The sequence below is a fragment of the Mycetocola saprophilus genome, from assembly GCF_000718085.1.
In the GTDB taxonomy this organism is placed as follows: Bacteria; Actinomycetota; Actinomycetes; order Actinomycetales; family Microbacteriaceae; genus Mycetocola; species Mycetocola saprophilus.
Map to the genome: position 1 here is coordinate 1,000,485 of NZ_JOEC01000002.1, position 20,906 is coordinate 1,021,390.

Consider the following 20,906-nt stretch of genomic DNA (forward strand, 5'->3'; position numbering starts at 1 on the left):
ATTCCGGCGGGATGGGGCCGAATTATGAAACGCTCCCGAATAGTTCATAACACCCACTATTCTTAGGTTTTGCACCGTCCTCGCCGCTTCGAGGCGGAGGAGGAAAAACCATGACCGAATATCGGATGATCGGGCGCGTTCCCGGCACCCACCGGGTACTGAAATTCCCCATCGTGGTGTTCGGCGTGGATCTTGTGCTCGCCATCGTGGGGATTCTGGCCGGGCACAACCCGGCGGTGCGCTGGGGAATCGCCGGTATGGTGACGCTCTGCTGCCTCCTCGTGCTCGTGTTCAACGGGCTCTACCTGACCCGGCGCTCGCTGATCGTGGTGGGCTCGTTCCTGGTGCGCCGGATGCCGCGCGGATCGATCCAGAGGATTCGGGTGCTCGATTCACGCGGTGGCGTCTTGCTCGCGGTGGAGAGCGATGCCTGGACCGGACTACGGCGGGTCACCGCGAGTTCGGTTGAGTCTGCGTTCAGGGAGATCCGCGGCTGGATCGATGCGGAGTCGGGGGAACTCGGCGGGCGAAATCCCGAAGCTTCGGCGACCACCAAACGCTACCTTCGGCGCTCGATCACCCTGCTGAGCGACGCCATCGGGGACACCCTCCAACTCTCGGAGATCACCGCACCGGTCTTGGCCTACGCGTGGGAGATCGGCGTGGTCTCACGCCAGGATGCGCTGAATCTCGCGAGCGATCTCTACGGTACCGGCCTGATCGATGGTGACCCAGCAATGTTTGCACTGGTGGAGATGTGGGGCAGCGAACGCACCGAGTTCGAGGACTGGGTGCGAACCAACCGGCCCGAATCGGGCGAGCGTGACAAAACGCGGGCGCTGGTTGTCGGCTCGATTCTGCGCTACATCGACGAGCACTGGAAGGAATTCCAGCTGCCGTGGTCCTGCGTGGAGATGCTGTTGTCCTCGGACGCAGACTATCTGGAACGGCACGGACCACCGATCTGCGTGTATGAGGAGGTGCCCGAGTGGAGTAGCGATGACCCCTATGGTTTCTGGCACGATGGCTCCCGCCATATCCCGTTGCAGAGCGCGCGTGCTCGGTATGCGCTCGCCATGTATGCCGCGGATCTGCGCCCGCATGAGTTCACGCACACATTTGTTGCCGCACTCACCGAGCGAGTGCAGAACGAATGGCCGGGAGCGGTGACGCTTGAGGTTTCTGAGATGGCGGGGGCTCCCGATGAGCCGATGCGTGGCATGTGGATCGACAGCGTGAACGACAACGGACTCAAGATCCACGTGTTCGGCCATGACAACATGCTGATGGTCAGCGCGAAACCCGGGTTCGGGTGGAACTCAAGCGAGGACACCGAGAGCTTCGCACCCTCGGACGTTCTGGAGGACACCTGGAAGGTACTTCTAGACCTGGGCAACCTTGGTCTCGTGGAGGGCGTGACGCTGCCATTTTTCACCACCCGGGTCAGTCCGCCCTCGGGTGAGTTGGCGTTCTGGCCGGAGCCCCTTCCCGCCTGGCGGGTCCGGGTGACCGTGCCGCCGTTTAGCGAATCGTCCGTATCCCCGCACACACCTAGCCGAAAGACCGTTGACCCATGACCATCGATTACCCAATGGTGGGAATCCTGATTCTCTCGATTTTCGCGCTCGTTGGACTGTGTGGGCCGTTGATCCGTAAACCACGGGACAAGCCTGCACCGCGACCGGTAGACGACCCTCGCATCATGCCAACGCCCGCGGAATTTGCCTTCTTCGCGCGGACCTACCGCCTCGACACCGCGGGCATCCACCAGGCCGTTGTCTTGGGGTGGATTACCGAGGATGAGGCCGCCGAGATCGCAGGGGAACTCGATGCCGTACCCGGTTCCGCCGAGACCGAGGATGCGCAGCGCTATCGGGTGTTCAAGATCGCGCTGGAAAGCGCGCTGCACACGTGGGATACGGCCGGTGGTGCGCGCGGCTGGCTCACCGAAACCGCCGTGGCGCTCGGGCACGTGCAGGTCTGGAACGCGATCGAGCGGGGGAGCGGGGAGGGGGAGACCTCACCCGAACTGAAGGTCAAGATTCAGGAGTGGCTCGCTCCGGCGGGCACCCCCTAATCCGGGACGTTCCCATCCCGTCCCACGTTTCCCTGATCCCATCAGACTGGTCATTACCCCGAGAGATTGCGAACCCTCCCAAATGTCGCTCATTCTGGACACCGACGATCCCGCGATCGAGTGGCCCCTGATCGCCTATGAAAGCGGCCTCCCCCTGGTGATTCCCGCTCCGGCCGGCTTGATCGACCTCTACGAGGACACCTGGTGGGACGAGGTGGATTTCTGCCTGGACGCGGCCGGCCATGTGATCAACCTGGAGATCGTGCCGGCCCCGGGCAGTCGTGAACAGGTGATCGAGCGGGTGATCTTTACCGTGAGTGACAGGCGCGTGGACGTTCGCCGATTTGTGGACCTTGCCCTGATCAGAAGCGTGCCGACCGGCCGTCGTGGATGGCGGGGCCGCCGGGGGCGCACCCGCAGTGCGAGTCCCCGCGAAGCCGCCGATATTTTTGACCTGAGTGATGCCGAGGCCTGGCGGCTCATGGCGGATCGGTTCGGGGTTCGTCTCACCCCATGAATCGTGAGAGCGGTCGTCGAACGATCACCACATGATGCCGACCGCCGAAGAAAATGGTCCCAATGCGCGGAGCCATCAATCATCTCCCGGCTCTCTGCCTTCACCAAGCCGTCACCCCGGCAGGAGAGTTGAGGAAGAGGCCGCCGAAACCGCTGGGGTGCCGTCCACGCTATCCTGTTCCCACCCGGATGATTCTTATCCCCACGAGATTGTGAACCCTTCCCGCATGCCACCCATTTTGGATAACGATGATCCCTCGAACGGGTGGCCTGTCACTCCCTACGAGCCGGGGGTTTCCGCGATGGTTCCAGGTCCGACCCAGCGGTTAGACCTCGTTGAGGACACCCGGTGGGACGAGTGGGACATCCGCCGAATTGTCGATCTCTTTTCGGACCGCCTCGGGCGCACCTTGGTGATGGGGTAGGTCAGATATGCCATTTGCAGGTTTTTTCGTCCTGTCAGTTTTCCACACCATTCGCGAAGCGGTCGCGTACGTCACCGGGTCCCTGATGGATCTCCTGTTCGGGATCCGTGCACGACGAGCGTCATCATTCGAGCCCGTGCCCACCGGGCTGGGTCTCGAGCTTGCCCTGCGGTCAGGACGCATTTCAGCCGGCGAATTCGAGCGGTGTCGGGACATGGGGTGGATTTCGCCACGGGACATCGATCGCCTTCGCAAACGGGCACCGGAGTTCATCTCGGCGCAAGAAACCCCGGAGATGCGCGCCGCCGCATCGGATGAGGCGATGTTTCGCCTGGTGCTGCGCAACGCTCTCGGACAGTGGGGTCGGCATCGTGAGATGCGGTCCTCGCTCGCCGGAGTCGCCGAAGAGCTCGGAGTCCTTCCCCTGTGGCAGGCCATCGCGCGCGACACCGACACCCGTCCAAACGCGCGGGCGCTCAGGACGAGCATTGTGAGCTATCTGGATTCGAAAATCGGCACCTCGGCATGATCGCCCCGGGAGACGATGTCCGAGGTATTTGCACCGACGACCAAACGGGAGGCTAGGCCATGTTTCTCCTCGGCTTGATCGAGTTTGTAGTCGGCATGCTGGTTGCGCTGATTCAGATCCTGGTGGACACCGTGGCTCGGGTGGTGTTCCGGTCGAAGCCGAGCAGCACCACGCTTGTCCTTGCCCCGCGCGGCATGCGGCTGGAAATCGAGGTGCGCTCGGGCCGGATTACGCCGGGGGAGGTGCGCCGGATGCGGGAACTCGGATGGGTGGATCCGGCCGATCTGGGCCGGCTGGAGGAACGACTCCCACGCATCATGAATGAGGTCTCGGCCCGGGGTGAATCCGACCTGGTGAGCGATGCGGCGCTGTTCCGCATCGTTCTGCGGCAGGCGCTGCGGCAGTGGTCCCGGCACCGTCACATGCGTTCCAGCCTGGGGGAGCTGGCCCAGGCTCTGGACAGCCTGCCCGAGTGGAACGGGATGCTCCGGAACTCGGGCACTCGCGAGAACTCCCGCGCCCTGAAATCCAACATCACCGCCTTCCTGGCCGAGGGCAGAACGGAGTCCCCACATGACTGAGCGCACAGCTTGGGACACCCTTATCGAGGGTGGGATCGTCTGGGGAACCGTGGACGACTGGCACGGTACGGTGATCGCGACCGGGCGACTCATCTCGGTCAACTTTGAAGGAAAGAATCCTCGAGATGATGGCCTGGTGGTCGATATCCTGTGGCTGGATTCCCCCGGAGACCTGATGTTTGATGTGGGGACCTGGCATCGTAGCGATGGCCTGATGGACCGCCTCATCCCGGCGCCCGCGGCGGATACCGACGCGCTCATCAGTATGGTTTTCGACGCGGATTTTTGTTCCCAGCTCCTACCCGTGAGTCCAGCCGGACAGGCCTGGCTGGACGCGTGCGTGGAGTCCTCGGTGCTGATGACCGGGCTTGCGGGTGGAACACCGGAAGTCAGAAACGAGACTCGGTTCCTCGGTGAGATCGTTGAGGCCTACCGGGACGGAACCCTCGCTATCGAGGATGCGGTGGCCGCGGTCGAGGCGGAGAGCCTGAAGCGCTATCCCGGTGTGCGGTGGTACTTTGCTCCGCGGGGGTTTCGCGCTCGCCGCCGCCACATCAGGGCCCGTAAAAAACTGAACCAGGACGTGTGGGCTGGATCATTGATCCGCATCGCCTCGGCGGTCACCGGGGTACACTCTGCCCTGACGCAGGCGCTGGAGGGTGAGGTCGAATCCTCACGGGAAACGCTGGGGCGGATTATTGATTCGGACCCGACCTGGCACGAGCCCGAGTTGCCGGCGATTATCATCGAGGCCGCACGTGCCCGGATGCTCGCGGGCCGTGGCCCGAAGCCGACGGCTGCGGGAGACGCGGGATGATTCCCCGGTCGCGGCGGCGAGCACACGTCGAAACCTTCGTGGGCGATGCACTTGCAGAGATTGCCTCGCGCGCGGTGGCCGAGTGGGGCGACGCGGTGCGGATCGTGCCCATGATTGAACTCACCCCGGGAATCCGCTCGATCCTGATCGAGCCGGTTGATCCGCGTTCCTGGCCGGTGCGGGTATTTGAGCAGGCAGGGAAGTCGCTCTGGGTGGACACCAACGCGGATTTCGGGACGGGAATCCGGACACGCGGGACACACTTTACCTGCGACGGCATTGAGCGGGTCTGGGCCCTAATTTGCGACGTGGGGAACTGGGGAATCCTGCAAACAACCGGAGTTTTCCGCACCATCTGGGCACCCGGGAGCCGTGAGGAGTGCGAATCTGCATTTGCGCGGAGGACTCGTTGGCCTATTTACAGTGCCCTGCCCTTCAACATCGATGAGGACGCACCCGGTTTTGATCCCGCCTTCGCTCGCGAGGCGACCGACCGGGACTATTTTGGGCTGTATTCCTGACCCTCGCGCTAATTCCGAGTTGTTATCCGAATTTAATAATTGCGGACGTGATCCGGACGTAGGCTGAACCCAGATCGCCGTCCCGAAACGCGTCGGGACGGCAGAAGGAGAGGGGAACCATGACCGACCTGGAAACCGCCACCGCCCGCATTGCCGCACTCGGAGCCGAGATTGCCGAGCTGCGTGCGGAAAAGGAACTCGCGGCGAAAAACACCGAGCTGTTTGACCGGATGGACTTCGACGCCTACAGCACCCACGACTGGTCGCTCTTTCGCGACCTGCACTCCGCCGCCCCCGACGTGGTGATGCCCGACGGCACCGCGGTGCACGACCTCGATGCCCACGTGGGAGACATGCAGTTTATGGTGTCGTTCATGCCGGATGCCCGGGTGCTTTCGCACCCGATCAAGGTCGCTCAGGGGGACTGGACTGCGGTGATCGGAGTGACCGCGGGCACCTTCACCGCGCCGATGATTCTCCCCAACGGCACCCGGGTCGAACCCACCGGGAAACGACTGGAACTGCAGATGGCCACGTTCGCGCGCTGGGAGGACGGACGCATCGCCCAGGAAATACTGTTCTGGGACAACACGCTCTTCAATTCTCAGCTGGGTCTCTAGCCGCAGGGCGCGTGGGTCGTCGCAGAGACACGGCGGCCCACTCATGCGTCATACTGTTCGCGTGACTCGAATCAAATACGCCGGCCTGATGGGACGTTTGGTGATGCTTATGTGGAGCGTTATCGTTCTGGTGGTCCCTGTTGTCGCGCCCGTGTCGAATCCGGTTGAGCAGAAGATTACCTGGATTGCGGCGATTGTCCTGAGCTGTATCGCCCTCCTAGCGGCGGCCCTGATCGGGGTGTATGTCACGCAGAATAGCGTCATCATGATCGGTCTCACCCGGGTGAGTGTGTTCCCTCTTGAAAGCCTGGAACGATTCGGGACCGTGCACGTCAGTGCCGCGTTCCTTCCCGATTTTCTGTGGGCGGGGTTGATTCCGGCGGTGACCGTCACAGGCGGTGGTCGCACCCGCGCCTTCGCTACCAACGTGCACTTCGCTCGCCATGCTCCGAAAATTGTGGCGCGGGGGCGAGCGCTGATCACTCAGCGCCGTGCCGCGTTGGGACTCGACCCGATCGCCGGTCCAGGATGGAATGTGGCCTTGCCGGAAGACCCCACTATCCCGACCGTGGCGCCGCGTTAGAATCACGCCGAGCAGGTCCGCTCCGCCCTCGGCGAAACCGCGGAAAAACGCGGCGAGTCTGAGCGTGGAATATGAATTCCAGGATTCCGGGGGATAGGTGCTGGGATCAGCATATGTACGGTCTTAGACTGATCCTGTGTCAAACCTTGGAGAAAACCGCAAGCCGGCGGTAAAGCCGGATGGCGTATCGCGCGCGAGCACTCCCGCGCCGAGCGAGAGTGTGACCGAATCGCTGCCTCGCGGTATTCGGATCGCCGGTGCCTGGTCCTGGCGTCTACTCGCCCTGGTGGCGATCATCGTGGTGGCCGTATTGGCCATTGTCGAGCTGCGCCTGATCGTGATTCCGATCCTGATCGCAATCCTGATCGCCTCGCTGGTGATGCCGCTGCAGAACCTGCTGCGCCGCTGGCAGGTGCCGCGCGTGCTGGCCACGATCATCACCCTTCTGGTCACGATAGCCGTGGTGGTGGGCCTGTTCTACCTGGCGATCACGCAGATTTCGGCGCAGTCGGGCGAGGTCAAGGACCGGGCGGTTGAGGGTTACCAGTCGCTACGCGAGTGGCTCAAGGTCTCTCCGCTGCACCTCGACGACACCCAGATCAACGAGTATCTGGGCCAGCTCTGGAACATCATCAAGGAGAACAATAAGGCGATCTGGACCGGGGCTCTCTCGGTCGGATCCACCGTGGGCCACGTGGCTGCGGGTGCCCTGCTGACGATCTTCTCGCTCCTCTTCTTCCTCCTGGACGGACCCGGCATCTGGCGCTGGGTTGTGCGCCTGATGCCGCGTAACGCCCGCGCGGCCATCGACGGTGCCGGCCGGGACGGCTGGCGTGCACTCGCCAACTACTCGCGGACGCAGATGCTCGTGGCGGCGATGGACGCGGTGGGTATCGCGGCCGGTGCGGCCATCCTCGGGGTGCCGATGGCCATTCCGATCGGTGTGCTGGTTTTCCTCGGTGCGTTCATCCCGTTTGTGGGTGCGATTCTCACCGGAACCATCGCGGTGTTCCTCGCGCTGGTTTACAACGGACCCTGGCAGGCGCTGGGCATGCTCATCATTATTGTGGGAATTCAGCAGCTTGAGGGTCACGTGTTCCAGCCCATTCTGATGGGTAACGCCGTCAAACTGCACCCGCTCGCCGTGGTCCTCGTAGTGACCGCCGGTGCGCTGGTGGCCGGGATCCCCGGTGCGCTCTTCGCGGTGCCGCTGGCCGCCGTGGTCAACGAGATGACGCGCTATATCGCCGGGGGACGCTGGCGTACACCACCCGCCGGGGACCGCTCCGACGGCGGTGACGACGGCGATGACCCCGCCATTACCGACGGGGCCGATTCCGAGTCGGAGAGTCGCGAGCAGGGTGAAGACGATGCCGCGACCGTCCCGAGCGATGGATCCGCAACCGCCGATGCATCCACGGAAAAGACCCCGGGCTCGGATGAGCCCAGCGAACGCTAACCCAACCTGTTGACGAAGTTAGGTGCGTCCACGCACCGGGAGAAATACGTTATGAGCACCATCCCCGGACCCACTCCGGCCGAACTCGAGGCAGCCCGTGAGGTTGTCAGCCGCGTCGCCGAGGTCACCCCGATGGAATCCTCGCGCTTTTTGGCCGAGCTCCTCGGATTCCCCGTCCACATGAAGTGCGAAAACTTGCAGCGCACCGGATCGTATAAGATCCGTGGCGCCTACAACCGCATCTCGGCGCTGACCGAGGAGGAGCGCGCCCGCGGTGTGGTCGCCGCCTCCGCCGGCAACCACGCGCAGGGGGTCGCCCTCGCCGCGCGTGAGCTCGGCATCGGGGCCACGATCTTCATGCCCAAGGGTGTGCCCCTGCCCAAGCTCCAGGCCACCCGCAACTACGGTGCCCAGGTGCGCCTGGACGGCCACAGCGTCGAGGAGCTGCTGCGCGCCGCCGCGGAATATGCCGAGCAGACCGGTGCGATCTTCATTCCGCCCTTTGACCACGCCGACGTGATCGCCGGCCAGGGCACCCTGGGCCTGGAAATCTTTGATCAGGTGCCCGAGGCCGAGACCATCATCGTGCCGATCGGTGGGGGCGGCCTCATCTCCGGTGTCGCCGCCGCTGCCAAGCACCGCGCGGCCGCCGAGGGACGCGAGATCCGGGTGATCGGCGTGCAGGCCGCCAACTCGGCACCGTATCCGGTGTCGCTGGAAGCCGGCGAGGTCACCACGATCAAGACCAGTCCGACCATCGCCGACGGAATCGCCGTCGCGCGACCGGGTGCGCTGAACTTCGAGATCATCAAGGAACTCGTGGACGAGGTGGTCACGGTCACCGAGGACGACATCGCCCGTGCCCTGGTTGTCCTCCTGGAGCGCGCCAAGCTCGTGGTGGAACCCGCGGGTGCCGTGGGGGTGGCGGCGATCCTCGCCGGGCACGTGCGGGCTACCGGCCCAACCGTGGTGATCCTCTCCGGCGGAAACATCGACCCGATGCTCATGCAGACCGTGGTCAGCCACGGCCTGGTGGCCTCGGACCGCTACCTGACGCTGAGCATCCCGCTGCCTGACCGTCCCGGTCAGCTGGCACGCATCTCCGAGCTGATCGCCCACGCCAATGCCAACGTGATCGAGGTGCTGCACACCCGTCACGGTAGCGGCCTGCAGATCGGTCAGGTTGAGCTCAAGATCAGCGTCGAAACCCGCGGATCCGAGCACCGTGATCTGGTGCTCGACACCCTGCGGGAGGCTGGCTACGAGCCGCGGATCGGCGATGCCGAGGCGCGCCGCTAGGAACCACACGCACGCAAAAGGCGGACATCCAAGATTTGGATGTCCGCCTTTTACCTGTGGCGGCCGGCCGTGGGGCGCGGCGGCCCGATGGTCTTATTCGCCGGTGTAGGTGTCTACCCCGGTGATCTCCACCGAGATGTCGCGGCCATTCGGTGCCTGGTAGGTGGTCTTCTCACCGATCTTCAGACCGATGATCGCGGCACCCAGCGGGCTGGACTCGCTGTAGACGTCGAGCTCGGAGTTTGCGGCGATCTCGCGGCTTCCCAGCAGGAAGCGCTCCTCGTCCCCGGCGATGATCGCCGAGATGACGGTGCCGGGCTCAACCACACCGTTGGATTCGGGGGCCTCGCCCACGACGGCGTCGCGCAGCATCGCGGTCAGCGTGCGAATGCGCGCCTCCTGCTTGCCCTGCTCGTCCTTGGCGGCGTGATAGCCGCCGTTTTCCTTGAGGTCGCCCTCTTCGCGGGCGGCCTCGATACGCTTGGCAATTTCCTCACGACCGGTGGTCGAAAGCGCTTCCAATTCAGCGGCGAGCCGATCGAAGGTTTCCTGGGTCAGGAACGAGACCTGGGTGTCGTCAGCCATCGTGAACTCCTCAATACATAAACGGGCGCCCCGACAGTGTCGAGGCGCCAAGAACCAACCCGCGATTTTGGCGGGTTTTGATTGAGCCTAGGGGAGCCCCAGACTAAACGCAAGCCGCCGAGTGGAACACGCGGAGACTATGACGCTTCGGGAATCCAGCAGTTCTTGACGATGCCGGTGGTGGCCAGCTGGGTCGTCTTCAGGTGCTGGGTGAACTGGCGAACCGGCACGGTTGCCGGGTCCAGTTCGATGATCTTCCAGCCCACCACGGTGAACTGCGGGTCCAGGGCCTGCAACGCGCATTCCACCCGGGTGTTCTCGGGGGCGGTGACCTGGAAGGTGATCTGCACGTTGTGCTCGTCGATCACGATGTGTGCGGTATCGCGGGACTCTAGCGAGGCGCTGGGCCCGTCCAGCGCACCCCACACCACCCAGGCACCGAGCACCACGGCAAACGCTGCGGCGGCGATCACCAGGATGCGGCGGTCGCGCTTTCCGGTGCGCTTGGTACGTCCATAGCGCTGGTCCAGAGCGCTCTCCGGAGCACTGGTGGCCTGGCCACTGGGAAGACTCATCAACTCACACCCGTTCAAAGCATTAGTACACTTGATTCTAGGCTAGTCGTTTCCGGACCCGTGTGTGATCCACCGACCGACGAACCGGCCATTTCAGCGGAGGAGAGAACAACCCGTGGCACCACGACTTCTGGCGGTACACGCCCACCCCGACGACGAGTCCAGCAAGGGATCGGCTACCCTCGCCTCCTACCGCCATCGCGGGTACGAGGTCATGGTGGTCTCCTGCACCGGGGGCGAGCGCGGGGACATCCAGAACCCCTATATCGAGCGTAAGGCGCTGGGGGAGCGCGACCTCCCGGGTCTGCGTCGCCTGGAGATGGCCGAGGCCGCCTCGATCCTGGACATCCAGCACCGCTGGCTGGGTTACTACGACTCGGGGATGCCGAGCGAGGACGGCACGGTGCCTCCGGGCAGCTTCGCGTCGATTCCGCTGGAGATCTCGGCCGAGCCGCTGGTGCGGATTATCCGCGAGTATCGTCCGCACGTGATCACCACCTATGACGAAAACGGTGGATATCCGCACCCGGATCACATCCGCACCAACCAGATCGCCGAGTACGCCTTCGAGGCCGCCGCCGACCCCACCCGCTATCCCGAAGCGGGCCCGGCCTGGCAGATCTCCAAGCTCTACTACGATCAGATCTTCAACCCCGCCCGGGTGCGCGCCAACCTGGCCGAGCTGCGCGCGGGATCCCCGGATCCCGACGAGCTTGCGGCCCTGGAGGAGCGGATGGCCTGGATCAGCGACCGTCCCGATCGCGCTACCACCCACGTCGAGGTGGGTGACTTCTTCGAGCGCCGCGACGCCGCCCTGCGCGCCCACGCCTGCCAGGTGCCGCCGGACTCGGGCTTTTTCTTCTGGGATAATGATTTACAGCGTCGCGCGTGGCCGTACGAGGACTTCGAGCTTGCTCGCAGCGTCGTCCCCACCACCATCCCCGAAAGCGACCTGTTCGCCGGAATTGAGGACCTCTCATGAGCCTGACATCGATCATCGTGCACCTGGCGGCCACCCCCTCGCCGGTTCCCAGCCCCACGACCCCCGACGAGAACCTGGTGACCCCGGGTGTGGGCGGATTCCTGGTGGTGATCGGGATCATCCTGGTTGCGTTCCTGCTGATCTTCGACATGGTCCGTCGGGTCCGTCGGGTCAACTACCGCGCCGAGATTGTCGAGCGTCTGGAGGCCGAGAAGGCCGAGCTGGACGCCGCCGAGGAGGCCAAGCGCGCCGGCGCGATTCGCACCATCCCGGACGCTCCGGAAGAACCCAAGAACTAGTAACAACCACAAAAGCCCGGTGATCTTCATCACCGGGCTTTTGTGGTTGTGGGGTATTACATCGGGGGCATCAGCACCGAGTCCACCAGGTACACGGTGGCGTTGGCGGTCTTGACGCCACCGCAGATGACCGAGGCGTCGCCGACCTTGAGGTCGTTACCCGAACCGGTCACGGTCAGGTCCTGACCCTCAACGGTCTTGTGGGTGCCGGCGATCTGGTCCGGGAGGATCTGGCCGGGAACCACGTGGTAGGTGAGGATCTTGGTCAGCAGATCGGAGTTGGTCTTCAGGGTGTCGATGGTTGCCGGGTCGATCTTGGCAAACGCGTCATCCACCGGGGCGAAGACGGTGAATTCGGAACCGTTCAGGGTGTCCACCAGGTTCACGTTGGGGTTCAGCTTGCCCGAGACGGCGGCCACGAGGGTCTTCAGCAGCGGGTTGTTCGAGGCGGCGACGGCCACCGGGTCCTGAGCCATACCCACGATCGAACCGGCGCCGTCCGGGACGGCCTTGGCGTAGGCGGCGCATCCGGGGCCAACGAGGTTCTTGGTCAGCGCGGCATCGGGGCTGGGGGTTGCGGAGGGCTTCTCACTCGACGCCGAGTTGGAAGCGCTCGGGCTCGCCGAGGGCGAGGAGGCTGCGGAACAGCCGGTGAGCGCGAACAGGGACAGGGCTGCGAGAGTGGTCGCGGTGAAAAGCGCGTTACGGGTCTTCATGATCGTCTCCTGACGGTTGATGTGGTGCGAGGGGCTCCCGGTGCTGTCAGCGGCGGGAGATGTCAGGGGTTCGGAGCCCCTCCAGATTCGGATGGGAAAAAAGTCAAAAAACTTTTTGAGACCCGGATTCTCGCGGAAAACTCGGACATCCAATCCGTTTGATGGTTGGTGCCGAACCACTGCCAGACGCTGCCCCATCCCCGGGGCACAGAAGGGGTGGGTGACATGCTCACATTGGCTTTGATCGGGGTGGTGGGAGGTCTCATCACCGGGATCTCCCCGTGCATCCTGCCGGTACTGCCGGTCATCTTTTTCTCCGGCGGCGCGCAGAGCGCCCGGAACCCCGACGGAACCGAGGGCGAAGCGGCCCCGGTTAAGGAAGCCTCACGCTGGCGTCCCTACCAGGTGGTGGCCGGACTGGTCCTGAGCTTCAGCATCTTTACCCTGCTGGGCTCGCTGATCCTGAATCTCCTCGGCCTCCCGCAGGACGTGCTGCGTTGGGCCGCCCTGATCGTCCTGATCCTGATCGGACTGGGCCTCATCTTCGAACCGCTGCAGCACCTGCTGGAGCGTCCCTTCGCCCGCTTCCCGCAGCGAGCGATCAGCCCCAAGCGCCGCGGATTCGGACTGGGCCTCGCGCTCGGTGCCGTCTATGTGCCGTGTGCCGGGCCGATCCTCGCGGCCATCACCGTGGCGGGATCGACCGGGAAAATCGGCTGGGAAACGGTGGTTCTCACCGTATCCTTTGCGGTCGGTACCTCGATCCCGCTGCTCTTCTTCGCGCTGGCCGGACGCCGCGTGGCCGAGCGGGTCAAGGCGTTCCGCACCCGGCAGAAGGGCATCCGGATCACCGGCGGTGTGCTGATGATCGCGCTCGCCATCGGCCTGGTCTTCAACGTGCCCCAGGCCCTGCAGCGCCTGATCCCCGACTACACCGCGGGCCTTCAGGACGGTTTCAACAACTCCGAGCAGGTCAAGTCCCTCGACCTCGGTGGCCTGGTGACCGACGAGAACAAGGACCTGTCCAAGTGCTCCAACGGTTCCGATGTTCTCCAGAGCTGTGGCCCGGCCCCGGCACTGCGCGGGATCGACCAGTGGTTCAACACCGCCGACGACAAGCCGATTGCGCTGAGCGATCTGCGCGGCAAGGTGGTACTGGTGGACTTCTGGGCCTACTCCTGCATCAACTGCCTGCGTTCGGTCCCGCACGTGAGTGCCTGGGCCAAGGCGTATCAGGATGCCGGACTCACGGTGATCGGCGTGCACTCCCCGGAATATGCGTTCGAGAAGGTGCCGGAGAATGTGGCGGCGGCGATCAAGGAGCAGGGGATCACCTACCCCGTGGCCCTGGACAACCAGCTCTCCACCTGGACCGCATACCGCAACCGCTACTGGCCGGCCCACTACCTGATCGACGCATCGGGTACCGTACGCCAGATTCAGTTTGGTGAGGGCGGTTATGCGACCACCGAAAAGCTGATCCGCGAGCTGCTGACTCAGACCACCCCCGACGTGAAGCTTCCGGCGATGACCGAGACGGCCGACGATACCCCCCAGGCAGGCTCGACCACTCCGGAAACCTACCTGAGCCCCACCAAGATGGTGAATTTCGGCGGAACCGAACCGTACTCGATCGGGACCTCGACCTTCGCCTTCCCCGAGAAGCTCGCCAAGGATACGTTTGCGCTGGATGGGTCCTGGACCCTCACCAGTCAGGGCATCTCGAGTGCCGAGGGATCGATCAAGCTGGCCTATACGGCGCAGCAGATCCGGATGGTGCTGGGCGGATCGGGCACGGTTACGGTCACCGATAAGAACGGCACTAAAACGATTCCGGTGTCCGGTCCTCCGGGATCCTATGAGATCTTCTCCTCGAAAAAGTCTGATACCGGAGAGCTCAAAGTCACGGTGGGAGCGGGAGTCGATGCGTACTCGTTTACGTTCGGATAGCCCGAGCTCCCCGCCCTTTCGAACGCTCGGATCGGAGGCCCATCCGAGCGATACCGCCCCCGCGCGGACCCCGCCCCCGGCGGAGGGGTCCCGACCCGGTCGGGGAAATGTGACACCGATTCGATCGCGTGTCTCCCCGGATCGGCCAGATGTTTGGGAGACTAGCGACATGTCCCTCGAACATTCGGCCGCCGACCCCGCGTCGCTGCGTTCCTCCACAGACCGGGAATCACTCCCGGATTCCACAGATATTGCGGTCAGGGCGCGCGGCTTCCTGCTCCGGGTGCAGGGTGGAGATCGGGAAGCATTCGCCTCCCTCTACGATCTCTTCGTCTCCCGGGTGCTGGGCCTGGTGCGGCATGTGCTCGTGGATCATGCCCAGGCGGAGGAGGTGACGCAGGAGGTGTTCCTGGAGGTGTGGCAGCGCGCATCCACGTTCGATCCCGAACGGGGCAGCGTGAGCGGCTGGCTGATGACCCTGGCCCATCGCCGGGCCATCGATCGGGTTCGCGCCTCCCAGGCCGGACGTAACCGGGATGAACGCATCGGCATCCGCGACCTCCCGATTCCTGTGGACGAGGTGGCCGAGACCGTGGAAACCCGGGTCGAGCACACGCGGGTCGAACGGGCACTTGGACACCTGAGCCCTCCGCAGCGCGAGGCGGTACTTCTCGCCTACTACGAGGGCTTCACCCAGACGGAGATCGCCGAGCGGCTGAAGATCCCCCTGGGAACCGTGAAAACACGAATTCGCGATGGCATGATCAAATTACGACAGATTTTAGGCGAGGAGGTGACAGCATGACCACCACAAACATGACCCCCGAGGAGCGCGAAAGCCTCGCGGCCGGCTTTGCGCTGGACGCGCTGGACGCCGAGGAAACTCGTGTCGCCCAGGCACTCCTGAATAGCGACCCGGCCTTTGCCGCCGAGGTGGCCTCATTCGATTCCGTGACCGACGGGCTGGCCGCACTGGTGGCCCCCGCGGTGCCGTCTGCCGCGCTGCGCGGAAGCATTCTGGATGCGATCCAGACGCTGCCGCAGGAGCGCGCGCAGGGTGTCGAGGCACCCGTTGGTTCGGCGGCACCGAGCGCAACCCCGACGGTGGCCTCGGCAGCCGCGGTGTCTTCGGTTGGTTCTTCCGCTGTTCCCTCGGCCGACACCGCGGTATCCGGGTCCGCATCATCCGTGCCGGCCGATTCGGTGGCACCCGCAGTTCCGCCGACCCGCTCCGTCGAGTCCACCCCGGTGACCCGGGCCCGCGGGTCCAGGCTGCGGGGGATCCGGCTGCTGACCGGCGTGCTCGCCGCGGTGCTGCTGGTTGTCGCCGGAGTGGGCCTCGGTCGCAGCGTGTTTGCGCCCACGGTCACCCCCGAGGCCAGCGATCACGCGCTCACCTCGTTGCTCGCCTCGGCCGATCTGCAGCGCTCCTCGACCCCGGTTACCGGTGGCGGCACCGCAACCGTGGTGTGGTCACCCGATCACGCCCGGGCCGCGATCGCCACCAGCGATCTGCCCGCCCTGGGTAAGGATCGAGTCCTGGAACTCTGGCTGATCGACGGATCGGGGGCCCGCGCCGCCGGGACCTTCACACCCGGAGACTCGGGAGTTACCTGGACCCTGCTGGATGGCACGCTCAACCCGGGAGACAGCGTCGGCATGACGGTCGAGCCCAAGGGTGGGTCGAAGGCACCCACGACCGATCCGATTCTGGTGGTGGGCACCAGCACCAGCTAGCACCTGTCGACTCGCAATCGATGCCCCGGCCCACACGCATATGCGTCCGTGTGTGTCGGGGCGTCGCTGCAAACGGGTCTAGCGTAGGAGGGTGACTGTCGCCTCCCCGCCCCGCGCCCCTCGTACCGCTCGTCCCTGGCTCATGCTGGGGGTGGGGGTGTATGCCCAGGCTGCCGGGACGGTGGTTGCCGCGGCCCCCGCCTTTTTCATCCCGTTTCTGCATACCCAGCGCGGGTTGAGTCTGGCCGAGGCGGGCGCGCTCGCCGCGGCACCCAACGTCGGCCTGGTCCTCACCCTGGTGCTCTGGGGCTGGATCGCCGACCGTCGCGGGGAACGCGGAGTCCTGGTCGCCGGACTTCTCCTCACGACCCTCGCGGTACTCGGTGCGCTGTTCGTCTCGGGCACCTCGACCGGATCGCTCTGGATTCTCGGGGTACTCCTCGGTATCGCCGGGGCGGGCACGGGCTCGGTGAACGTCGCCAGCGGACGCGTCGTGGTCGGCTGGTTCCCGGCCAACCGTCGCGGACTCGCAATGGGCATCCGGCAAACCTGTCAGCCGCTGGGCATCGCCGCTGCGGCCCTCGCCATTCCCGCGCTGATCGCGGGCGGGTCACTCGCTCCCGCGCTCATCCTGTGTGCGGTGCTGGTGCTGGTCGCGGCAATCGCGTGTGCCATCGTCATCGTGGACCCGCCCCGTCATCCGCTAACGCCGGGTACCACCGCGGCGCAGACCAACCCGTATCGCCGTTCAGGCACCCTGGCCCGCATACACGCGGTCTCGGCCCTGCTGGTTGTTCCCCAGACCGCCCTGAGCACGTTCGGGCTGGTGTGGCTGATCGTGGATCAGGGATGGAGCGCCCTGGCCGCCGGCGCGCTGGTCGCCGTCTCTCAACTGCTCGGCGCGTTCGGCCGAATCGCCGTGGGTGTGCTCTCGGACCGGGTGGGCAGTCGACTCCAGCCGTTGCGCTGGATCGCCCTGATCGGGGTGGCCACCCTGCTGCTCACCGCGGCGGCCGGTGCCGTGCACTGGCCCTGGGCGGTCGCGATCACCTACGTCCTCGCCAGCTGCATCGCCGTGGCCGACAACGGCCTGGCGTTTACCGCGGTCGCCGAAATCTCCGGGAGCCGCTGGGCCGGACGAGCCCTGGGCATCCAAAACTCCGGCCAGTTCGCGGCCACCGCCCTGGTGGGCCCGGCCGTGGGCGCGCTGATCACGCTGATCGGCTACAGCGGGGCGTTTGCGGTGCTGGCACTCGCACCGATCATCGCGCTGCCCATCCTGCCCGGTCGGCAGGCCGAAACCGCGTATGAGCCGGTGGAGACTACGCCCCGCTAATCGGATGCAGGGCGAGGAGCAGGATCCCGGTCCAGTGACAGAGGAAGGCCAGCACCGTGCACACGTGGAAGATTTCGTGGAAGCCGAAGTGTCCGGGGAACGGGTTGGGGCGCTTGAGCGCATACGCCACCGCCCCCACCGAATACAGCAGGCCACCCACAACCACGAGCACCATGCTGGCGAGGTTTGCCTGGATGATGTCTCCCAGATACATCACCGCCGCCCAGCCCAACGCCAGGTAGAGGAACACGTAGAGCCAGCGCGGGGCACCGATCCAAAACACCCGGAAGGCGATCCCCAGCAGCGCGGCCGACCAGACCGAGATGAGCAGGATCATCCCCTGCGGATTGGGCAGCGCGAGCAGCGCGATGGGGGTGTAGGTGCCGGCGATCAGGAGGAAGATGTTGGCGTGGTCGATGCGCTTGAAGATCATCTTCGTGCGCGGCTTCCAGTTGATGCGGTGGTACAGCGCCGAGTTGCCAAACAGCAGCATCGAGGTCAGCATGAATACCGCCGACGCCCACTTGGCCACCGGCCCCTGTGCCAGGACGATGAGCACGATGCCCGCGGCGATAGTCACCGGGAAGGTACCCGCGTGAATCCATCCGCGCCAGGTGGGCTTGATCTCCTCGGGGACCGCATCGGCCGCCTCGATCAGCGGAAGACCGTGGCGTTCATCCTCGCCGGACGCGCCCCCGCTCTCCGAGGAGTTGGCGGACGCTGAAAGGTCACGATCTGCTGGCATACTCCCAGACTACGCCAGCCAATATACGTCTCAACGGAAATGTGGACTACCGTAGGTCTGTGACGAATAGCGAACCTCGACCCGGACGTGGCCTCCTCTACGCGCTCTACCAAAAGATGCTGCGTCGAAACCTGGCTCCCGAGACGCTTCCGCACCACGTGGCCATGATTATCGATGGAAATCGGCGCTGGGCGAAGCAGCTCGGGCTCGAGACCGTGGCGCACGGACACCGCGCGGGTGCCGCCAAGATGCAGGAGTTTCTCGAGTGGTGCGACGATCTGGGAATCCGCACCGTCACCCTGTATCTGCTCTCGGCGGATAACCTCACCCAGCGTTCCTCGGAGGAACTGCGCGATCTGATCGTGATCATCGCCGACCTTGCCCGCGACCTCGCCGGCTATCGAGACTGGCGGGTTCAGCACGTCGGCGCCACGGCGGGGCTTCCCGAGTCCCTGCGCACGGCCCTGCACGACGCCGAGGAGGCGACCCGGGAACGCACCGGGCTGCACATTAACCTGGCGGTGGGATACGGGGGACGCTCCGAAATCGTCGAGGCGATGCGCACCATCGTGCGGGACTATGAGGGCAGCAACGGCGGAACCATCAGCGGTCTCGCCGATCTCCTCACCCCCGACCTGATCGGTGCCCACCTCTACACCGGCGGTCAGCCGGATCCCGACCTGGTCATTCGCACCTCGGGGGAGCAGCGGCTCAGCGACTTCATGCTGTGGCAGAGCGCCCACAGCGAGTTCTATTTTGTGGAGGCCCTGGGGCCGGACCTGCGTGAGGTTGACTTCCTCCGTGCCGTCCGAGACTTCTCGCGTCGTCAGCGCCGATACGGCGGATAACGCTCAGGCGTGCCTGGTGTTCTTCCCGTCGGGCATAGTAGTCTCCGAGCAGCGGCATACCGCGTGTCGCGTGTGACCGGGAGGAGACAGAATGTCGGGAATTAGCGTGGTTGTGGGCGGATTCGCACAGCGGGAATACCCGCCCTCGCGCGCCGAGGTCAGCGCGTTTATCGAGGTTGAGGGGGCCGAGCGTGCGGACGTCGTGGCACGCGCTTCCCGGCTCCATGCCGAGCTCACCGTGGCCGCGCAGCAGCTGGCCGACCAGGGCGCGACGACCCGGTGGCATGCGCAGTCGGTCGCCGTGGGAACCAGCCCGTTCTGGGGCCCCGACGGACAGCGCGGTGCCGATATCCAAAAGGCCAGCGCGGGTCTGACCCTGCGCTTTCAAGATTTTTCCGCGCTGACGGACTGGGTCACCCGGCTGGCAGCCGAACCCCTGGTGCGGGTGAGCGGGGTGGACTGGGACATCGCCGAGGCCGACCGCGCGGAGCGGATTGCGGATGTGCGCGGGGCCGCGGTCGCCGACGCTATCGCCCGGGCGGCCGTGTACGCGCGGGCAGCCGGCGCGGGCACCCCGGTGCTCGAGTCCCTATACGAATCGGGACTGCGCCCCTCGGGGGGAGCCTCCGACGGAGGGTTTCGGCCCAAGGCTCGCTCTTTCGCGATGGCCTCGGCGGACATGGCGGGCGGTGACAGCGGGTTTGATCTGACTCCGCGGCCGTTTGTGGTGTCGGCGGAGATTACCGCGGACTTCCGCGCCTAGAACCAAACCCTTCCTCCACAACCTCCCGCTCTGGTCCGGTTATCCACCGTTTCCACCCCGCGAGCCTCGAGCTGACCGCCCGAGTATAGCGTGGGGTCATGCTCACCACATCGACCCCACGCCTCGCCAGTGTTCACTACCCGGTCCCCTTTGCGCCACCGCATCCGGGCCCCTTTGATGTGCCCTTTCCACTGACCATCGCCGAACCCATCGTGCCCACGGACAGACTCGTTACTGCCGGCTCCGGTCCGATTCCCGCCATGCTGTGGCCCTGCCTGCTCTGGCTGCTGCTGACCACCCCCGGACTGATCCGGCTCGATGTGCGTGAGCGCAGGCTTCCCAACCGGCTGATTGTTCCGGCAGCACTCCTGCTGGTCGGGGGAGTGATGTTCGACGCTATCTCCATGGCTTCCGGCGGTCTTGGGCCCAACGATCGTGGACCCAGCATCGTTGGATCCGTCGGCCGTGAGGCCAACGTCGTGGGGCCCATGGATGTTGTCGCAGCCTCGGCGCGAGACGGCCCGGTGGAGGACTTCGCTAAGCTGATCCCCGCTGTCATCCTTGCGATTGTTGCTCTCGCTCTGGCCGCCGTCGGGGTGTGGGGAGGAGGCGATGGCAAGCTTGCGGCGGTGTGTCTGGCCGCGCTCTCGCTGACCACCGATCCCCTGGGAGCACTGAGCGTGTTTGCGCTGCTGTGCGGCCTCGCCACGATTGTCATCTCATGCGTTCACGCACTGAAACGGATTCGCGGGAGGCGCGGGGCGTCGCCCCCGGTCGAGGCCAAGCACCCGGACGCACCTTTCGCCGGGATCCGTACACGCACGATTCCGCTCGGGCCGGTGTTACTGGGCGGGTTATGGGGCACCGTGCTGTCGCTGGTTGTAACGGGGCTTCCGATGTAGGCCGGGGCGTGAGAACCCAGCGCACAACAAAAGCCGCCCCG

The 20,906-nt window shown here is 65.1% G+C and carries 24 protein-coding genes; 20 read left to right on the forward strand and 4 right to left on the reverse strand.

The features are described 5' to 3' along the window. Positions 1–110 precede the first annotated feature (110 nt). The 11 genes from IE92_RS0110365 (at position 111) to ilvA (ending at position 9,427) form a co-directional block, all read left to right on the forward strand. Complete coding sequence (locus IE92_RS0110365; protein ID WP_030148428.1) at positions 111–1,577, forward strand: hypothetical protein; 1,467 nt, start codon at positions 111–113, stop codon at positions 1,575–1,577. A gap of 125 nt (positions 1,578–1,702) precedes the next feature. Next, on the forward strand, positions 1,703–2,077 hold the full coding sequence (locus IE92_RS0110370; protein WP_030148429.1) for a hypothetical protein: 375 nt from the start codon (positions 1,703–1,705) through the stop codon (positions 2,075–2,077). Positions 2,078–2,159: 82 nt separating this feature from the next. Continuing rightward, positions 2,160–2,594, forward strand: coding sequence for a hypothetical protein (locus IE92_RS0110375; RefSeq protein WP_030148430.1), 435 nt, complete (start codon positions 2,160–2,162; stop codon positions 2,592–2,594). Positions 2,595–3,025: 431 nt separating this feature from the next. Then, a complete protein-coding gene (locus tag IE92_RS18345; protein WP_156027502.1) occupies positions 3,026–3,547 on the forward strand; it encodes a hypothetical protein in 522 nt (173 codons plus the stop codon). A gap of 59 nt (positions 3,548–3,606) precedes the next feature. Further along, positions 3,607–4,128 carry a hypothetical protein gene (locus tag IE92_RS0110390; protein ID WP_030148432.1) on the forward strand — a complete coding sequence of 174 codons (522 nt, stop codon included), beginning with the start codon at positions 3,607–3,609 and terminating at the stop codon, positions 4,126–4,128. A 49-nt stretch (positions 4,129–4,177) separates the two neighbouring features. Then, complete coding sequence (locus IE92_RS0110395; protein ID WP_156027503.1) at positions 4,178–4,945, forward strand: hypothetical protein; 768 nt, start codon at positions 4,178–4,180, stop codon at positions 4,943–4,945. A 38-nt stretch (positions 4,946–4,983) separates the two neighbouring features. Beyond that, on the forward strand, positions 4,984–5,466 hold the full coding sequence (locus IE92_RS0110400; RefSeq protein WP_030148434.1) for a hypothetical protein: 483 nt from the start codon (positions 4,984–4,986) through the stop codon (positions 5,464–5,466). Positions 5,467–5,585: 119 nt separating this feature from the next. Further along, the gene (locus tag IE92_RS17350) at positions 5,586–6,086 is read left to right on the forward strand and encodes an ester cyclase (protein ID WP_051701608.1); all 501 of its coding nucleotides are present in this window, start codon (positions 5,586–5,588) and stop codon (positions 6,084–6,086) included. A 61-nt stretch (positions 6,087–6,147) separates the two neighbouring features. Next, on the forward strand, positions 6,148–6,669 hold the full coding sequence (locus IE92_RS0110410; protein ID WP_156027504.1) for a hypothetical protein: 522 nt from the start codon (positions 6,148–6,150) through the stop codon (positions 6,667–6,669). 136 nt (positions 6,670–6,805) lie between these two features. Then, positions 6,806–8,128, forward strand: coding sequence for an AI-2E family transporter (locus IE92_RS0110415; RefSeq protein WP_051701607.1), 1,323 nt, complete (start codon positions 6,806–6,808; stop codon positions 8,126–8,128). A 51-nt stretch (positions 8,129–8,179) separates the two neighbouring features. Then, positions 8,180–9,427: a threonine ammonia-lyase gene (gene ilvA / locus IE92_RS0110420; RefSeq protein WP_030148438.1), complete on the forward strand. Its 1,248-nt coding sequence runs from the start codon at positions 8,180–8,182 to the stop codon at positions 9,425–9,427. Between the two features lie 93 nt (positions 9,428–9,520). On the opposite strand, the gene greA is transcribed toward ilvA, so the two are convergent. Together greA and IE92_RS16700 are read right to left on the reverse strand one after the other, a co-directional pair. After that, positions 9,521–10,012, reverse strand: coding sequence for a transcription elongation factor GreA (greA, locus tag IE92_RS0110425; RefSeq protein WP_030148439.1), 492 nt, complete (start codon positions 10,010–10,012; stop codon positions 9,521–9,523). Between the two features lie 137 nt (positions 10,013–10,149). Continuing rightward, on the reverse strand, positions 10,150–10,587 hold the full coding sequence (locus tag IE92_RS16700; protein WP_051701606.1) for a DUF4307 domain-containing protein: 438 nt from the start codon (positions 10,585–10,587) through the stop codon (positions 10,150–10,152). 115 nt (positions 10,588–10,702) lie between these two features. Between IE92_RS16700 and mca the strand changes: the two genes are divergently transcribed. Both mca and IE92_RS0110440 read left to right on the forward strand, forming a co-directional pair. Next, positions 10,703–11,569 carry a mycothiol conjugate amidase Mca gene (gene mca, locus IE92_RS0110435; protein WP_030149628.1) on the forward strand — a complete coding sequence of 289 codons (867 nt, stop codon included), beginning with the start codon at positions 10,703–10,705 and terminating at the stop codon, positions 11,567–11,569. After that, on the forward strand, positions 11,566–11,868 hold the full coding sequence (locus tag IE92_RS0110440; protein WP_051701605.1) for a hypothetical protein: 303 nt from the start codon (positions 11,566–11,568) through the stop codon (positions 11,866–11,868). The genes mca and IE92_RS0110440 overlap by 4 nt, the downstream gene beginning before the upstream one ends. Before the next feature lie 56 nt (positions 11,869–11,924). On the opposite strand, the gene IE92_RS0110445 is transcribed toward IE92_RS0110440, so the two are convergent. Beyond that, positions 11,925–12,584 (reverse strand): fasciclin domain-containing protein, encoded by a 660-nt coding sequence (locus IE92_RS0110445; protein WP_030148443.1) that lies wholly within the window; start codon positions 12,582–12,584, stop codon positions 11,925–11,927. A 225-nt stretch (positions 12,585–12,809) separates the two neighbouring features. Between IE92_RS0110445 and IE92_RS0110450 the strand changes: the two genes are divergently transcribed. The 4 genes from IE92_RS0110450 (at position 12,810) to IE92_RS0110465 (ending at position 17,607) form a co-directional block, all read left to right on the forward strand. Continuing rightward, positions 12,810–14,534, forward strand: a complete 1,725-nt coding sequence (locus tag IE92_RS0110450; protein WP_030148444.1) for a cytochrome c biogenesis protein DipZ — start codon at positions 12,810–12,812, stop codon at positions 14,532–14,534. Positions 14,535–14,703: 169 nt separating this feature from the next. Next, the gene (gene sigK, locus IE92_RS0110455) at positions 14,704–15,339 is read left to right on the forward strand and encodes an ECF RNA polymerase sigma factor SigK (protein WP_081863893.1); all 636 of its coding nucleotides are present in this window, start codon (positions 14,704–14,706) and stop codon (positions 15,337–15,339) included. Beyond that, positions 15,336–16,271: an anti-sigma factor domain-containing protein gene (locus IE92_RS17355; RefSeq protein WP_051701604.1), complete on the forward strand. Its 936-nt coding sequence runs from the start codon at positions 15,336–15,338 to the stop codon at positions 16,269–16,271. Before sigK ends, IE92_RS17355 begins: the two co-directional genes overlap by 4 nt. Before the next feature lie 91 nt (positions 16,272–16,362). Continuing rightward, entirely contained in the window at positions 16,363–17,607 is a 1,245-nt protein-coding gene (locus IE92_RS0110465) for an MFS transporter (protein ID WP_030148447.1), read from the forward strand. On the opposite strand, the gene trhA is transcribed toward IE92_RS0110465, so the two are convergent. Beyond that, complete coding sequence (trhA, locus tag IE92_RS0110470; protein WP_081863892.1) at positions 17,594–18,352, reverse strand: PAQR family membrane homeostasis protein TrhA; 759 nt, start codon at positions 18,350–18,352, stop codon at positions 17,594–17,596. The two genes, IE92_RS0110465 and trhA, sit on opposite strands and share 14 nt — an antisense overlap. 59 nt (positions 18,353–18,411) lie before the next feature. On the opposite strand from trhA, the gene IE92_RS0110475 reads away from it, so the two are divergent. From IE92_RS0110475 to IE92_RS0110485, 3 genes are all read left to right on the forward strand, one after another. After that, positions 18,412–19,200: an isoprenyl transferase gene (locus IE92_RS0110475; RefSeq protein ID WP_030148449.1), complete on the forward strand. Its 789-nt coding sequence runs from the start codon at positions 18,412–18,414 to the stop codon at positions 19,198–19,200. Between the two features lie 91 nt (positions 19,201–19,291). Continuing rightward, positions 19,292–19,963: an SIMPL domain-containing protein gene (locus tag IE92_RS17360; RefSeq protein WP_051701601.1), complete on the forward strand. Its 672-nt coding sequence runs from the start codon at positions 19,292–19,294 to the stop codon at positions 19,961–19,963. 98 nt (positions 19,964–20,061) lie between these two features. Next, positions 20,062–20,865 (forward strand): hypothetical protein, encoded by an 804-nt coding sequence (locus IE92_RS0110485; RefSeq protein WP_030148451.1) that lies wholly within the window; start codon positions 20,062–20,064, stop codon positions 20,863–20,865. The last annotated feature ends 41 nt before the right edge of the window (positions 20,866–20,906 follow it).